14 protein-coding genes are annotated in these 14432 nt (G+C 68.2%); 1 reads left to right on the top strand and 13 read right to left on the bottom strand.

The window, feature by feature from the left end; all coding sequences use genetic code 11:
* Positions 1-44: 44 nt before the first annotated feature.
* The 11 genes from AB0B72_RS34215 to AB0B72_RS34165 form a co-directional block, all read right to left on the bottom strand.
* A complete protein-coding gene (locus AB0B72_RS34215; protein WP_367743531.1) occupies positions 45-884 on the bottom strand; it encodes a phosphotransferase in 840 nt (279 codons plus the stop codon).
* Complete coding sequence (locus AB0B72_RS34210; RefSeq protein ID WP_367743530.1) at positions 884-1525, bottom strand: histidine phosphatase family protein; 642 nt, start codon at positions 1523-1525, stop codon at positions 884-886. Before AB0B72_RS34210 ends, AB0B72_RS34215 begins: the two co-directional genes overlap by 1 nt.
* Positions 1522-2289 carry a hypothetical protein gene (locus AB0B72_RS34205; protein WP_367743528.1) on the bottom strand — a complete coding sequence of 256 codons (768 nt, stop codon included), beginning with the start codon at positions 2287-2289 and terminating at the stop codon, positions 1522-1524. The genes AB0B72_RS34210 and AB0B72_RS34205 overlap by 4 nt, the downstream gene beginning before the upstream one ends.
* Positions 2286-3125 carry a class I SAM-dependent methyltransferase gene (locus AB0B72_RS34200; protein WP_367743526.1) on the bottom strand — a complete coding sequence of 280 codons (840 nt, stop codon included), beginning with the start codon at positions 3123-3125 and terminating at the stop codon, positions 2286-2288. Before AB0B72_RS34200 ends, AB0B72_RS34205 begins: the two co-directional genes overlap by 4 nt.
* A 43-nt stretch (positions 3126-3168) precedes the next feature.
* Entirely contained in the window at positions 3169-3687 is a 519-nt protein-coding gene (locus AB0B72_RS34195) for a topology modulation protein (protein WP_367743524.1), read from the bottom strand.
* Between the two features lie 66 nt (positions 3688-3753).
* Positions 3754-4806: a hypothetical protein gene (locus AB0B72_RS34190; RefSeq protein ID WP_367743523.1), complete on the bottom strand. Its 1053-nt coding sequence runs from the start codon at positions 4804-4806 to the stop codon at positions 3754-3756.
* Positions 4803-6545 carry a carbamoyltransferase gene (locus tag AB0B72_RS34185; protein WP_367743522.1) on the bottom strand — a complete coding sequence of 581 codons (1743 nt, stop codon included), beginning with the start codon at positions 6543-6545 and terminating at the stop codon, positions 4803-4805. The genes AB0B72_RS34190 and AB0B72_RS34185 overlap by 4 nt, the downstream gene beginning before the upstream one ends.
* Entirely contained in the window at positions 6542-7486 is a 945-nt protein-coding gene (locus AB0B72_RS34180) for a thymidylate synthase (RefSeq protein WP_367743521.1), read from the bottom strand. Before AB0B72_RS34180 ends, AB0B72_RS34185 begins: the two co-directional genes overlap by 4 nt.
* Before the next feature lie 167 nt (positions 7487-7653).
* Positions 7654-8220, bottom strand: coding sequence for an ATP-binding protein (locus AB0B72_RS34175; RefSeq protein ID WP_367743519.1), 567 nt, complete (start codon positions 8218-8220; stop codon positions 7654-7656).
* A gap of 78 nt (positions 8221-8298) precedes the next feature.
* The gene (locus AB0B72_RS34170; RefSeq protein ID WP_367743518.1) at positions 8299-9474 is read right to left on the bottom strand and encodes a helix-turn-helix domain-containing protein; all 1176 of its coding nucleotides are present in this window, start codon (positions 9472-9474) and stop codon (positions 8299-8301) included.
* Positions 9475-9544: 70 nt separating this feature from the next.
* The gene (locus tag AB0B72_RS34165) at positions 9545-10192 is read right to left on the bottom strand and encodes an HAD family hydrolase (protein ID WP_367743517.1); all 648 of its coding nucleotides are present in this window, start codon (positions 10190-10192) and stop codon (positions 9545-9547) included.
* A 657-nt stretch (positions 10193-10849) separates the two neighbouring features.
* Between AB0B72_RS34165 and AB0B72_RS34160 the strand changes: the two genes are divergently transcribed.
* The gene (locus tag AB0B72_RS34160) at positions 10850-11740 is read left to right on the top strand and encodes a phosphotransferase family protein (RefSeq protein WP_367743516.1); all 891 of its coding nucleotides are present in this window, start codon (positions 10850-10852) and stop codon (positions 11738-11740) included.
* A gap of 94 nt (positions 11741-11834) precedes the next feature.
* Here AB0B72_RS34160 and AB0B72_RS34155 read toward each other — a convergent pair whose 3' ends face one another.
* Both AB0B72_RS34155 and AB0B72_RS34150 read right to left on the bottom strand, forming a co-directional pair.
* Complete coding sequence (locus AB0B72_RS34155; protein ID WP_367743515.1) at positions 11835-13142, bottom strand: hypothetical protein; 1308 nt, start codon at positions 13140-13142, stop codon at positions 11835-11837.
* Positions 13132-14019, bottom strand: a complete 888-nt coding sequence (locus AB0B72_RS34150) for a phosphotransferase enzyme family protein (protein WP_367743514.1) — start codon at positions 14017-14019, stop codon at positions 13132-13134. The genes AB0B72_RS34155 and AB0B72_RS34150 overlap by 11 nt, the downstream gene beginning before the upstream one ends.
* Between the last annotated feature and the right edge of the window lie 413 nt (positions 14020-14432).

Genomic DNA, 14432 nt, shown 5'->3' with positions numbered 1-14432 from the left:
CGGTCCGCAGGGCACGAGGTTTCGGACAATGTGATCTCCAGTGGTCAGTGGAGTTGTGCGAGCAGTAGACGGCCGTGGCTGGTGAGTTGCGCGTCGTCGCGCTGGTGGCCTTGTACGAGAGCGGTGAGAGCTTCGATGGCGGCGAACTGCTGGATCAGCTGGTCGTCGTGGGCGGTCAGCGGGTGGCCGTAGCCGTCGAGGAACACCGCGCGTAGGTCGGGCGCGGTGGCCCAGTAGCTGTGGGCAAGGCGGGCCAGATCACGCAGGCGGGCGTCGGGCCGCATGTGCTCGAAGTCGACGATTCTCACCGTGCCGTCGTCGGCCAGGAGCCAGTTACGTGGCTGGTAGTCCAGGTGGCAGATGGCGGCGTCCATAGTGGTGTCGGCCAGTGCGGTCGCGCGGGCCTCCATCTCGCTTCGCTGACAAGAACTGATCAGGTTCGTGCTGTGGGCGCGATCGGCCCAGAGACTCAGCCGCTGTCCCAAGTAGGCCGCGATGGTCGTACCCGCCGCGACGGTCGGGATCTGGTGGATCTGACGCAGCATCGCACCGGCGGCATGGTGCGCCCGCCGTTCGGCGATAGAGCCCGGTGGCAGGAGGGCGGCGTTGCGTCCGGGCACCTCGGTCAGCAGCAGCGACAGAGTCGCCGGGTCGGTGGCGATCAGCTGCGGTGCTCGGTCGCCCAGATAGGTAATCCAGGTGGTGTAGGCGCGGGCCTCTCGTTCGAACCGGCCGGGATCACGATGCTGCTTGATCAGATAGCGTGTGCCGCTGGCGTCGGCGAGCAGCAGCAGGTGCGGCGGCATATCTGGGGAGGGCTGGATGGTGACCGGCCCGAGGTGGCGACGTGCGAACTGCAGGCGAGCGTCGTGTGGCGCCGCCATCACGAGCTCGCGGAGGGCATGAGGTGGGCGGTGTCGTTGTGGCGCTCCAGCATCCAGCGATGCCGGCCGAAACGGTTGCGGTGCCGCTGCCAGCGTGTCAACGAGGCGTGCTCGATCGTGAACCCGGCCTCAGAGGCGGGGCCGAGGAGTAGGGCGTGCGCGGCCAGGATGGTCTCGCCGTGCGCTGCGAGCAGGACCCGCTCGCCGTCGTGCCGGTCGATCAGGACAGCCAGGAAGTACGTAGCGCGCCGCAGGTAGCCGTTCCAGGTGTCGGACCCCGACGCCCACGGCCGGTCGGGGTGCACGTGCGGGCCGCCGCCGAAGGCGGTCTTGACCTCCACCCACGGACGGCCGTCTGCTTGGCCATGGGCGGGGCCGTCGAGACCGGCCTCGGTCAGCAATGGAAGACCCAGGGCCGCGGCCAGGAGCTGCCCGGTCTGTTGTAGCCGCATCCGGGGGCCGGCATACACCGCGGCGAAGGGTGTGCCGCCATGCTCGGCGGCAAGACGACGTGCGGCCTTGCCCACCTGCTCGTGGCCGACGTCGGTCAGGCCGGTGCAGGTGCGCGGACCACCGACAATGCCGGCGGCGTTGCACCGCGCCTCACCATGCCGGACGAACACCAGTTCCGTGGTGATCACGAGCAGTCCTCCTGTTCGTGAAAGGGAAGGGTGGGGCGCACCTGTGGCCAGGGATAGCGATAGCCGCCGCGACCGAGGTAAGGGGCGGTGAACACGTGGTGCAGCTCGGCGTAGTCCAGCAGCCGGGCCAGTGGCACCCCGGCCAGGCTGGAGCGGAGCAGCATGTCGTTGTAGGCCGCGAGCGCCGAGGTCACCACGTCCGCCGGGAGCTGGCCGTGGGTCATGGCGAGAGTGATGATGAGTTTCGCGAGGTCGTAGCCGAACGGGGCGAGTGTGAGGTCGTCGACATCGACGTTGACCTGCAGCCCGGTCAGGGTGATGAGGATGTTGCGCGGGTTGGTGTCCTTGTAGAAGGCGGCTGGGCCGGTGGCCGCCGCGCGCAGCAAGCGTTCGGCGGCCGGGGCCGCAGCTTCCGGCAGCTGCCGCGTCTTCAGGGCTGCCAGGCGGGGGCTGACAAAGTCATCCATGACGTACGTCCCGCGAAGGTCTATTGGATGCGGGGTGTCCAGACGGGCGCGATGCAGGTCGCTCACCCAAGCCGCAGCGTGGGCCCAACCGAGCGCGGCGGCCAGCGCGGGCAGGTCCCCGACTTCGGCATGGCGGCCGTCGACGAAGACGAAGTCGATCGCGTGCTCCCGTACGGCCGCGATGGCGGGCTGGCGCAGCGGAGGGGCATGCTCGGCCAGCCAGGCGTGGTGAGCGACAGCTCGGGCACAGGCGGACGCTGAGGGGTATTCCTTGGTGAACACCCTTTGGCTGGTCATCGTGTGCTCCCCGGGCGGGCGGCGACCAGATACGTGATGGTCGAGGTGGTGTGCACAGGGGTATCGGGCAGCCGTGCGCGCAGCGCAGCGGCGAGGGCAGCCGCATCTCCGCGCAGCCCGGCCGGCAGGTCGTACTTCGGGCTGGTGGCCAGGTACGCGGCGACGTGGTCCAGGCCGGTGAAGGAGAAGCGGTGCTCCTCATGCTCCACATGGATGAGCGGCAGGATGGGGGCGGTGAGGGCGGCCAGGTTGCCGCTGTGCGCCGACGCGTAGAGACTGACCCGCTCAGCCGCGTGCACGTCGAGCCTGGCCGCGGCGACCAGCAAGTCGAGGGTTCGGTAGCTGTCAGTCGATTTGGTGACCAGCACAGTGACGCCGCCGGGCTTCAGGACGCGGGCGATCTCCCGCAGCACCAGCCGGGGGGCGGGCGCGTGGTACAGGCAGAAGGCAGCCACTACCGCCGCGCAGGATGCGTCCGGCAACGGCAGATGGTGGAAGTCGGCCTGGACGAACGCCGCCGGGCTCCGCGCGCCGAGGCGGGAGCGTGCGACGGTGAGCATCGCCGCCGAGGCGTCGACGGCGATGAGCCGTCGCAGTCGCACCCGCTCGACGAGTACCCGACTGCTGGTGCCGCGACCGCAGCCGAGGTCGGCCACCACCGCCCTGTGCGGCTCAGGCAGGAACCGGATCACCAGGTCGGCGATGACGTCGGCGACCGGCCGGCCGCACGTCTTGGCCTGGTGCAGGGCAGAGGTGCGCGCAGCCAGACGGGCGCCGTCCCGATACAGGTCGGCCTGCACGGCGGCATCGAGGAACGGGTGGGGAGAGGCAGTCATCGGGCACACCGCCCAGGGCCCGCCGGCCAGCTGGCCGAGCGGGTCAGGTCAGCTCGGCGGCGACCTGCTGCAGCCAGCGGCGAGTGCGACGACGACTGGTCAAGGTGATCAAGGCGGCGTGCCCGCCGTAGTGGCTGATCTTCTCCAGGACCTGCGGGCGCATGCGCCGACGATAGGTCGCCACGTAGCGCAACACTCCCCAGTGGATGCGGTTGTAGATCCCGGCGGAGTGTTGCCCGGCGCCATGGCGGACCTGGCGGGAGATGATTCCCCACAGGGCCGTCCGGGTCGGCACGTCCATGAAGATCACGGTGTCGCACGCGTCCAGTCGGATCCGCAGGGTGGAGTTGTAGTTGCCGTCGATTACCCAGCGGGGCGCGGTCACCAGCTCCCGCTGCGCCGCCTCGAACTTCTCCGGCGGCAGCGGGTTCCACGCGTCGTCGTAGTACACGGCGTCCAGGTGAGTCACCGGCGCGCCGAGCAGCCGACCCAGCTCGCGGGCGACATGCGACTTGCCGCTGCCGCCGGAGCCGACGACGGCCACCCGGTTCATCTGCTGCATGACGCTCCACGATAGGTGACGGGATGGTCGGGTCGGACAGGTCGCAGCGCCTGTCAGGTGTGATCATTAGCGCGTCCCGGCTTGCGCCGTGGTGGCCGTGGAGACGTCGGTGAAGACTCGGCGCAGCGCCTGGAGCTGGCCGCTGAGCCGGAACAGCTCCAGGCGGCGCACGCACTCCGCGATGAGGTCCTCGTGCTGCCGGTTACCCCTGATGGAGCGGAGCCATTGGATGACGCGGACCGTGTCGGCAGCGTCGCTGACGATCAGCTGAGCGGGGACGAACCGGTCGACATGCCGGATCGTCGCAGGGGCCACCGGCATGCAGCCGGCCAGGACCGCCTCGAACAGGCGCTGGGTCATCTGCCCGGCCACCGCGTACCGCTCGGGCAGCAGTAACACGGTGGCCAGCGCATCGCCGTACAGCTCGCGGACCTTGGGGAAGGGAACACGGCCGGTGAAGGTGAGGCCAGGCCAGCGGCTGGTGTCCGCCCATTTGCCCGCGATGACATGAGGGAGCCGGGCGGCGGCCGGAGCGAAGAACTGGTCGAACTCCTCGTCGCGGCCGTACTGGTTGCCGACGTAGACCAACGGTATGGGCCGTGGCCGGACGGCCAGCGCGGCTGGGTCGGCGCGGTCCAGGGCATCGTCATCGAGGGGGAACAGCAGGCGGTGTGCGCCCGGCGTCGGATCAAGGGCTGGTTCGCACACGACGACCCCGGGGCGGTGACGCCACACGCTGCCACGAGGCAGCTGCCGGTCCTTGTCCCAGATAACAGTGGGCGTGTTCCGCACGATCGTATAGACGTCCAGGAGTTCGGTCTGGCGGTGCAGGTCGCAGGTGTGAAGCGGCGTCCCGCAAGGGGTGGTGTTGCGGCCGGGGATAGGCCAGCGCCACTCCAGGAACAGCACATCGATGTCGGGGAGCCCAGAAGTGAAGGTGTACCGGCCGCCGAGGCCGTCACCGGCTTCCAGTCGATCCCGGTCGGCTTGAAGAAAGACCACGCGGTGCCCGTCGGCGATCAGTGTGTCGATCAGCGGGCGCCGGTGGCCCCGCCCCCCGTCCGGGGTGTCGGTGATTCCCGGGCCGAGGAAGCCCCAGAAGCTGTATCCGATGATCATTTGGTCACCCACCTGCCTTCCAGGAGCAGGGCGTCAAGCCCGGAAGAGGCCAGGCAGTCCAAAGCCATCGGTGGGGTGCCGCAGATCGGCTTGCCTTTTACATTGAGCGAGGTATTGATCAGCACCGGGACGCCGGTACGGCGAGCGAAGGCTGCCAGCACCGCATGCATGAAGGGGTTGCCGTCGTGGGTGACGGTCTGCAGGCGCGCGGTCCCGTTGGCGTGCACGATCGCCGGGATCCGCTGGCGGGTGAGCTCCGTGACGCCGGAGGCCATGGACATGAAGGGGGCCTGCTGGCCAAGGGTGAAGTAGTCGGCCGCGCGCTCGGCCAGGACCATCGGGGCGAATGGCCGGAACGACTCACGGAACTTGACCGTGGCGTTCAGCCGCTCAACCACGCCCGGCTGCAGCGGGGAGGCCAGGATGGAGCGGTTACCCAGGGCTCGGGGGCCGGCTTCGACCCGGCCGCGAAACAGCCCGACGATGCACCCGCCAGCGAGCTGCTCGGCCAGGAACTCGGCCTCGTCGCCTGGCACCGGCCGGGCGGTGAGACCCGGCCACGGCGACAGATCAAGGTCGCCGTCACGGAAGGACGGACCCAGATAGCACGCTCTGGTGATGCCCGAGAGGGGAGTGTCGTTCCCATCCAGGTGCGCGGCGGCTGCCGCGCCGATCGCGGTCCCGGCGTCGCCCGGGGCGGGCGGGACGAACACCTCCTCGAAGATCCCCGCCTCGATGATGCGGCCGATGCTGACGCAGTTGGTCGCCACGCCCCCGCCGACACACAACCGCCGAGCCCGAGTCCGGGCGTGAGCACAGCGAGCCAGATGCGTCATGACCGTGTCGGCGCGCTCTTGCAGAGCGGCGGCCAGGTCGCGATGGACCTGCTCTACCGGCGCGCTCGGGTCGCGAGGCGGACAAGTGGCATCGGCGAAACGCGTCGACAACCGCGGGTAGGCAGACGACAGGACCCGGAGAAGAAACAGGGAAGGGTCCAGAGTGAAGCCGTCGGGAGTGAGCCGAATGCCGGTGGCGAACAGACTTCGGAAGCGTGCCGGATCTCCCAGCGCGGCCAGGGCCATCACTGTGCCTTCCTCATCGCCGCGCCGCCAGCCCAGATGTTCGGTGACCGCGCCGTAGGCGTAGCCGAGCGAGGCAGGATCGTGAAGAGCGTGCAGGGTGCGGACCTGCGGTCGCCCTGGAACCCGTTGCCGGGCGGCGGCGATGGTGGTGGTTTGCGTCTCGCCCAGGCTGTCGACGATCAGGACGGCGGCGCTCTCCCATCCCGAGGCGGCGAACGCGTAGAGCTGATGGGCCCGGTGGTGAACGATCGGGGCAATCCGTGCGCTCGGGAACATCCGCTGCAAGGCGACCGTGCGACGCACGGTGCGCGCGGCGACCTTGACGAAGGAGCGCGCTCGGGGCAGCAACCGCCCGCGCGTGGCCGCCGAGCCCAGCATGCCGATAGTGCCGGGCAGAGCGCCCAAATAACGCGGACCGTGAAAGTTGTAGGCCAGCACCCCGACATCGTCGGGGGTGAGCCCGGCCTCGACGAGCAACCAGTCCACAGCTCTGGCCGGGTAGGCGCGGGTGTGCTTGACCTGCGACAGGCGTTCCTCTTCGACGAAGCCCACCAGCTCGCCGCCCACCAACAGGGCGGCGGACGAATCGTGGGTGTACGAGCACAGGCCGAGTGTCACCGTTGACGTCGCAGCGGGCGGTGACGTCAGCGGGCTCATCGGGCCGCCGCCGAACTGCCGGCGCGCACCTGCAGTTCCTCATACCAGGCACGGAGCCCGACCCCGAGCGGTCCGCGTACTCGATCGGCGATATGCTGGGCGGTCGCACGCTCTCCGGCCTTCCATAGCCGGTAGCTGCCCAGCACCTTTGCCATGGCGTCCCAGCCGGGATGGCCACTCACCGCCCCTCCTTGGACCGCGGCGAGCAGCGCGTCGAACCCCTCCCATGGCACTGCGAGATCCGGCAGCTCGCCGCTTGACCCGGCCACCGACGTCACCGCCTCCGCGCGTTCGAGGTCGTCCTCGTACAGGTGCAGGGAATCGACGTGGTGGCGGTAAGTGCCGAGCTCGACGCCCAGCCAGCCTGCCATCAGCTCATGCAGTGTGGTGGTGAAGAACAGGTCGTACGGCATGCCGGTCCACAGGTCCTGACTGCGCATCGTCGTGGACATGTGCAGCCGCCCCCGGCGCAGGTGGAAGCGGAAACCGAGCGTGCAAGGCACGTCACGGTGTCCGGCGGAGTCCCGGGCGGGGTCGTACAGCTGGATCACTGCTCGACGGGAATCTGGGTCGGCTTTGAGGAGGGCGAGCACCTGCGCCAGTTGGTCGACGTGACCTCCCCATCGGCGCATGCGGGGGCCGTAGGCGCCGCGGAGCACCCCGTCGTCGGCGTACTTCCGCAGCTGCCCGTTGAAGCCGTAGATCCACTCATCGTCGGAGCCGGACAGGATCCACACCGTCTCAGCGACTGCGAACGCCACGTTGAGCACCCGGGCCGGTGACGCGAGGAGCAGCCGGGCGCGCGGCCGGGTCAGCGCCAGGTGGACGTCGAGGACCTCGCGGGTTGCCATGCCACGCGGGCTTACGTGCTGACCCTGTTTGACCAGCTTGACCACGTCCGTGAACAGCTTGGTGACGCTGTCACCAGTCAGGATCGTCATGGTTGGGTTCCCTTCATGACCGTCAGGGGCGTCGGGTGAGCAGGGTGTAGGGAGCGATCGCAGCCGAGATCCGAGGCGACCTGCGGTCCGCTCCCGGCCTCTGTGGAGGCCCGGGTTTCGTGCCGTGGTCGCATCTGCCTCGGCTGCGCGGGAGGAACGGGACTGCCCTAACTGAGGTGGGAGCTGTCGCCGTATCGCGGAACCGGCGGAGCGGGGGAGTCCGGATCCAGGTCGCCCTTCACGGGCAGTGCGAAGCCGACGGCCTTTCCGGAGGCTCCGGTGGTGTACGCCCTGGTGGAGTAGGCGGTGCAGTGTCCAGCGGAAAGCCTGTGAACCATGAGGAGACCCCGCCCGCTCTCCTGGGACCATGAGGCGATCGGGTCAGAGCTCCTCAACTCGCGCAGGATCATGGGGATGCCGTCCAGGTCCTCGTCACCGTCGACGACCTCACACCATGTGGGCGAGCCCTCTACCGTGACGATGCGCAGCTCGTACGGGCGGCGTGCATGGGTCTCGGCGTTGGCCGCAAGCTCGGCCACCGCGCTCTCCGCGTCGCTCACGCCTTCAACGTTGACCCCCGCGGCTTCGAGCACCTGACGGACGACGTCCCGAGCCCGACGAGCGGCGGAACCGGGCCGCAAGACCTTCACGAGCACGTGATAGTCGCGCGAATGACTCGTCGTTTCCCAACCGCTCACCTGCGCCGGCACACCCGTGATCACGTCTGGCTCCATCCCTCATCGCGTTGGCGACTCAAGGGTGGTCGGCGGCCGACATGCCAAGTGACACAAAGAGTGGCAGTGCGCGGGTCGTCAGATCACGCGTGCCCAGCTCGCAAAGCCGAGCAGGCTGTCCCGCGATGCCCGCTGCAGCCTGAGCAGGGTCGTCAGCATCTCGCGCACCTGCGGATGCTCACGCGTGTGCTGCGGCGCGATTCGCCTGGCGTGCTGCAGGGAGGTGAACGCCTCCTCGCGTCTGCCGGTCCACAGCTGCGCTCGGGCAAGGTCGATGTAGTAGTGCGAGCGCCGCTCGGCGGGCAGTTGAAGTGGTGGCTCCCAGTTGCCGGCCGCCCGCACGGCTGCGTCGCCGTCTCCGAGCTCGACGTTGACGGCCACCTCGTGGATACGCACGGATGATCGGCCGAAAGCGGTGCCGTGGTAGACACCTTCGCGCACCAGGCCGGCGGCCTCTTTCGCCTCGCGCAGATGATCCCGCGCCGCGCCGGCCTTGCCCGAACGTGCTGCGACAACTGCGGCTCTCATATGCAGCGAGCCGTACGCCGCGGCGGAGTCGGGTGTGGCGGTGGACTGGATTCGGGCAGCGGCCGCCTCCAGGGCCCTCAGGGCAGGACCGAGGTTCCGGTCGGCGAAGAAGATCTCGGTGCGGACGTAGGCCGCCGCGGCGACCACCAGCTCGTCGCCACTCTGGTCGGCAGCCCAGCGCATCAGCTCGATGAGCCGCGCCGACAAGTCGAGGTATCCGTACTTGAACGCGACACCGTCCGCTGCGCGATAGGCGAGCGCCAACTGGCCGGCCGCCCGCTCCCGGTCATGACCGGCGTACGCGTGAACGGCCCGGATGAGTTCTTCGAGGAGCGTGGGGATGGCCCTCACGAGAGCGGCGTACTGGGAGGCGAGCCGCCAGTCGATCGCATCCCGGACGGCGTCGTCCAGATCCCGTGTCGGCCGAATTGGACCGTCCTCTGGCAGGTCGAACGAGCCGATGACGCGGCGGACCTCCGGTATGGCCGCGTGCACCCTGCTGTCGGTCAGGGTGGGGGTGCCGGAGAGGTGCCCGGGGTCGACTCCGAGAGCTTCGGCGATGGCGACCAGCATCTCGGGCGTGACCCGCCGGGAACCCTGCTCGATCTTCCGCAGCATGCTGAGGGAGATGTTCGCCGCGGCGGCCAGCTGCGCCTGCTTCATCCGTCGGCCGGAACGTACGGCGGCGATGCGCCGTCCGGTGTCACCATGCTCAGAAAGAGACATCTCGGCTCCGCTCCGTGGTCGCCAGCACGGTACCTCGCCGGATCGGCCGGCGACAGCAGGAACGGTCGCTTTAGCGCGCGGCGGCCAAGAGCGCGGGCAACTCGGTCAACGCGTCCACTCGCCAGTCGGCCGCCTCGATGACGGCGGGGTCATCTGCCCAGAGGTGTCCCCAGGGTCCGCGGCGGATCAAAGCCGTACGCAGTCCCGCGGCCTTGGCGGGGAGGATGTCGTTGTCCCGGTGGTCGCCTACGTAGACGATCTCGTCGGGCTTGCCGGGAGCTATCTCGATGATGTGGTTGAAGAACTGGGGGTTGGGCTTGGCTACCCCCCACTCGCCGGATGTGGCGATCTGCTCCGCTGGCAGCCTCAGGCTGCGCAGCAGTTCGGCGGCGCGTGTCGTCTGATTGCCGGCGATGCCCACCCACAGGCCGCTCTCCCGGAGCGCGGCCAGCGCGGGGCGTACGTCGGGGTAGAGGTCGCTTTCCTCGATGCGTTCGCCGAGGCCGGCCTCCTCCCGTAGGCGTCGTTCCGCGGCGAGGTCGAAGCCGGGCCGGAAGTACTGGAAGGTCTCGGCGTTGTCCCGCCCTTGAGCCGTGACCGCACCGAGCACCGCGGAGAAGGTGTGCCTGGGGACCGCTATCCAGTCGGCCCACGCGCCGAACTCCCGCGAGTCGTCCAGCAACGTCTCACCGACGTCGAACACCACAGAAACCACCACGGGTGCCAGCGTACGGCCTGCGGGATGCGGTGATCCCGGCGCGAGCCGTGGTCCTTGTCGGGTGACACATGATGTGTCACTTCCTCTGCGCACTCCGCTTGAAGCTGTAAGCCAACAGGGGCTCTGGTCAGCCCGAATGAATGACTGCCGACCCTCGACCCGGCGCGTTCTTGAGGAGTGTCACGTGATATCCGCGCACGCCACGGCTCTCGCCCCGTTGGGGGAGACGTTCAGCTGGATGGGGGCGGAGCTGCTGGGACCGTTTCACGGTCTTCATGCCGCGCCGCCGCAGGCAAGATGCGAGAAGGTCACGTGGAGAGAGCCGTCGGCGCGTTGCGTCCAGGCCCGTATCCGTCGCCATACGTGTGAGTGCAAGCCGACGGTCTACGAGCTGTGCGTGTCCGGCGGGCTGGTGTTCATTCGCCGTACCGTCCGCACCTGCGATGGCGTGAACGTGCGCGAGACGGAATGGCTCCGATCCGCCCGAGCCGTAGAGCTCTGGCTGGCCCTTCTCGCAGGCCAGGCCCGGTAGTTCCCACCAGCACGAATCAGAAGGAGTGTGCGTCAATGACGATGAGCACCCCGCTGTGCCCGACACGAACCGAACCGCCGCTGCGTGGGGCACCACCGGTTGCGGAAGGCGTGACTGTCGCCCGGTTGCGCATGCAGCTGTATGGGAGGGCCGGGTTCATCGGCGAGCCGGAACGGGAGCCGATTCGCGCCGGGGCGCTGTCGGCGGTCGAACGCCTGCGATTCCCGAACGGCGACACGGCCATCTTCAAGCTCGCCGCCGAGCCACTCACCGGTGAGGACCGGGCACTCAACCTGGCCGCCGTACACGGTGTGCCCGTTCCCGAGTTGTACGGCTCGGCGGTGAGTGGCGGGAATCTCGGAATGCTGCTTGAGGACCTCGGTGAGCCGGTTCGCGAGGCCGAGGATGAGGATGGGGTCCGGGCGGCGGTCGTGCTGCACCGGGTCCGCCCGGCGGAGATCCTGCCGATCCTTGATGTGGACGAGTTACGGCTGCTGCCCTCGCGCGCGCTAGCGCACATGGACGACCTGCGGCAGGTTCGCCGCTGGAGGTCGGCCTCCGACATCGCCCAGATGCTCTCGGCACTGGACAAGGTGGCGCCGGTGCGGGCGCAGGGGGCGGAGCGGACGCCGTTCGGGCTGTGCCACTCAGAGTTCCACCCCTCCTCGCTGCACATCGGGCGGGCCGGGCGGCGCGTGCTGGACTTCGCTCGCGCGTTCAGCGGTCCGGGTCTACTCGACCTGGCCTCCTGGCCCGGCACCCAGCGCCCCGCGAACGCCGCCCGCGTACGTGGCTTGATCGAGGCGTACGTCGCCGCGGGCGGACCCCGGGACGCCTTGACGCCGCGCGGCGGGTTGCCCGCCGAGGAGTGGGCATTGGGCTGGCATCGCATCTGGGTCGCGGAGTGGATCACGGACCAGGCCGTGCACTGGATCAACGACCCCACCACCGACCCTGTCTACATCAAGGCGGTTCGGCGTCACCTCCGCGAAGCGATACGTCTGCTCACGCCGTGAATTGCAACGCGCGGCAGCAGTACGCCGGACGGCCGACGTGATGCCGGCCCGGATGTCGCGGGGAGCTCCAACACGGCCAGAGGATGCAGACTTCTCACTCCACGCTTTCGTATGGGCCGCCGTTCCTGCGCATGGCACGCCGCTGCTGCATGTACAGCGTCATCGACAGCAGGGCCCCGATGAGTACGAGCGTGGCCGCGAACAGGTACACGACCATGTAGTGGGTGTCGAACATGGACCAGTTGTCGTCAACCTCGCGGGCGTTGATGCCCAAGAAGGCGAGGACCAGGCCGACGGGAACGGCGACGGTGGACACGAATCCGACGGCCACGGTCCAGCGCAGCCGCCGGTCTTCGTCGGCCCGACGCTCCAGGCTTTCGATCGCCGTGATTTCGGCGCCGATGGCGCGCTCGAGTCGCCGCAGCATCCGGGCAACGGTTTCGGCCTTGTCCGCCAGCCCCATCGCGGCATACAGCGCGTCGTGGTAGCCGACCACTCGCAGCGAGGGCACGAGGAGGCCGAGGTCGGCCGTCGCTTCGACGCTGTAGCTGAGATCGAGCTCCATGTCTCCAAGCTGATCGCTCAGGCGCTCCAACGTCTTGCGACGGGCCTGGGTGGCCTGGTGCGCGCGATCACCGGTCCGGAATGCGGCCACTGCGGAGTAGGCCGCCGATCGGATCTCGCGCAGCCGTGCCGCGCTCGCCACGCCTTGCACTGCGGACAGGAAGACGGTGTTCTCCACGTAGTCCTGCTGGCCGCCCAGGACGCTGACGTAGGGCCCGACCGCGGCCACGGTGTCGGGACGGCGGTTCAGCTCGGAGGGGTAGGTGATCGCGCTGTACTCCTTCCGGTAGGGAAGGTCGCTGCGATAGATGACGCGTTGGACGATGTCGTCGCACGTGGCCGCGGCAAGCGTCGGCCCGAAGGCGATTTGATGACGTTCCGGGAGGAACTCGCCGGCCGTGCCGAGCACCTCGGCGGCCAGCGCTTCCACGGACTGCCCGCCGACCTTGACGTCGAGGTAGTAGCAGTCTTCGAGCAGGTCGACGGTGCGGACCATCTCGCAGCTCACGTCGAGGCTGAGTACGGCCACCACTTGTTCCGAGGGGACCGCGAGAAGCCACAGCCGAGCGCCGGTGAGGAGGTCGGAATGGTCCCAGCGGCTGAAGCTGATCTGCTCGTGATCGAGGACACTTCGGTGGATCACCTTGGGAAGCTGTGCGGCCGAGCCTGCGTAGTAGCCGTCCAGCCGGCCGAGACGCAGGTGCTCTCCAGGCAAGGCGTCGTCGACGTCACCGCCGCGATGCCATGGGGTCGCGTAGATGTTGGTGAGCCGAACGCACTCGCGCTGCGCGGGCGGATCGAAGAGTCGTTTGCTGTTGGCGTGCTGGTCAGAACGCATGCCAGACAACGTCGCGGTCTCCCTCGCGCAGGGACCTCACTCGTAGCTCGAACTCCTCGGCGATGCGCGGATCCTCGCCGACGTTCTGCATGAGCCAGGTCGTCATCGTCAGTTCACGAACGTCTCGAAGAACCGTGTAGCCCGGCCAGGTCCGTACGTCGAACCCGTAGGCATCGCAGAACGCCCGATATCGCTCCTTCGGAAGTCCCAAGCGCTGCCCTGAAACCGAAGTGGGGATCAGGTCCCACTCCCGTGGCCCCAGCGCCACGACCTCGAAATCCAGCAGCACAACGTGTTCCTCGGTTCGGAGCAGGTTCCCGATGTGAGCATCCCCATGGATTGGTCCGTATGGGAGGACGAATTCCAGCTCGGCATACCGCTTGACGAGCTCCCGACACCGTGTTCGGAGGAACTCCCGGTCCTCGTCGCGTACGGCTTCCGCCGCGTCCAGCCGAGGCTCCACCTGGTAGAGCGGATCGAACTCCTGGAGCTCGCAGGGGGCATCGCCAGCGGCATGGAAGCGGCGGAGCAAATCGGCGAGGTCGGCGGCGGTCGGAGATGGCTCGGTCGGTGTCAGTTCTTTCCAGAAGGTGACGGGGTAGCCGCTGACTACGACTGGCTGCGAGATGTCGTCATGGGGTTCGATGGCGGGGACGCCCGATGCCTGCAGCCAGGCTGCTACACACAGCTCTTTCTCCATGACCGGAAGCCGATCGTGGCCCCGCGCTATCCGCGCGATGACGCCTTCGGAGGCGAGCCGGTAGATCGCGTTCTCGCCAAGCCGGAGCAGCTCGGCGCCTGCCGGATCCAGCTCGACCGTACGGCATGTGGCCGTTACGACGTCGGTGAGCACCTGCGGGGTGAAGTCGGCCGCCATGAGATCAACCCTCGCCCGGCTCTTCGCGCACGTCAAACTTCCTTGCCGGTGTCGGTGCGACACGGCGGCGCGGAGCGGCAGTGACTGTTCAGTCCTTCGGGGTGGCCTCCAGGACGTCGGGCTGCGGTACAGATCTATTAGGCTCGATGTCTATTTCGAAAACCTTGCAATCCATCCCAATTCATGTCTGCTGCTGTTATTCCGACGTGAGATGTAATCCCAGATGTCCGAATCGTTTCCATTGAGATCACGTGAATGCCTGAGGCGCCTATACGCGGAAGGCATGTTGATTGCCCTCCTGTGATCTACGACTCTGAGGCTCAATCGTGATTGACATCACACTAGGTGGGTGCTCGCTGATGTCGTCTGGCTGACCAGCGTAAACGCGTTATTTGCGGAGTTGCGTCGGAGGT

This window comes from Microbispora sp. NPDC049125 (assembly GCF_040802045.1).
Taxonomy (GTDB): Bacteria; Actinomycetota; Actinomycetes; order Streptosporangiales; family Streptosporangiaceae; genus Microbispora.
The sequence above is the reverse complement of the archived record's forward strand: the minus strand, read 5'-3'. Positions and strand labels throughout refer to the sequence as shown.

Excerpts from the sequence above, each read along its gene's own strand:
- AB0B72_RS34175 (WP_367743519.1), bottom strand. The coding sequence starts at position 8,220 with ATGGAGCCAGACGTGATCACGGGTGTGCCGGCGCAGGTGAGCGGTTGG.
- AB0B72_RS34205 (WP_367743528.1), bottom strand. The coding sequence starts at position 2,289 with ATGACCAGCCAAAGGGTGTTCACCAAGGAATACCCCTCAGCGTCCGCC.
- AB0B72_RS34155 (WP_367743515.1), bottom strand. The coding sequence starts at position 13,142 with ATGCGTTCTGACCAGCACGCCAACAGCAAACGACTCTTCGATCCGCCC.
- AB0B72_RS34195 (WP_367743524.1), bottom strand. The coding sequence starts at position 3,687 with ATGCAGCAGATGAACCGGGTGGCCGTCGTCGGCTCCGGCGGCAGCGGC.
- AB0B72_RS34170 (WP_367743518.1), bottom strand. The coding sequence starts at position 9,474 with ATGTCTCTTTCTGAGCATGGTGACACCGGACGGCGCATCGCCGCCGTA.
- AB0B72_RS34215 (WP_367743531.1), bottom strand. The coding sequence starts at position 884 with ATGGCGGCGCCACACGACGCTCGCCTGCAGTTCGCACGTCGCCACCTC.
- AB0B72_RS34200 (WP_367743526.1), bottom strand. The coding sequence starts at position 3,125 with ATGACTGCCTCTCCCCACCCGTTCCTCGATGCCGCCGTGCAGGCCGAC.
- AB0B72_RS34185 (WP_367743522.1), bottom strand. The coding sequence starts at position 6,545 with ATGAGCCCGCTGACGTCACCGCCCGCTGCGACGTCAACGGTGACACTC.
- AB0B72_RS34150 (WP_367743514.1), bottom strand. The coding sequence starts at position 14,019 with ATGGCGGCCGACTTCACCCCGCAGGTGCTCACCGACGTCGTAACGGCC.
- AB0B72_RS34190 (WP_367743523.1), bottom strand. The coding sequence starts at position 4,806 with ATGATCATCGGATACAGCTTCTGGGGCTTCCTCGGCCCGGGAATCACC.
- AB0B72_RS34180 (WP_367743521.1), bottom strand. The coding sequence starts at position 7,486 with ATGACGATCCTGACTGGTGACAGCGTCACCAAGCTGTTCACGGACGTG.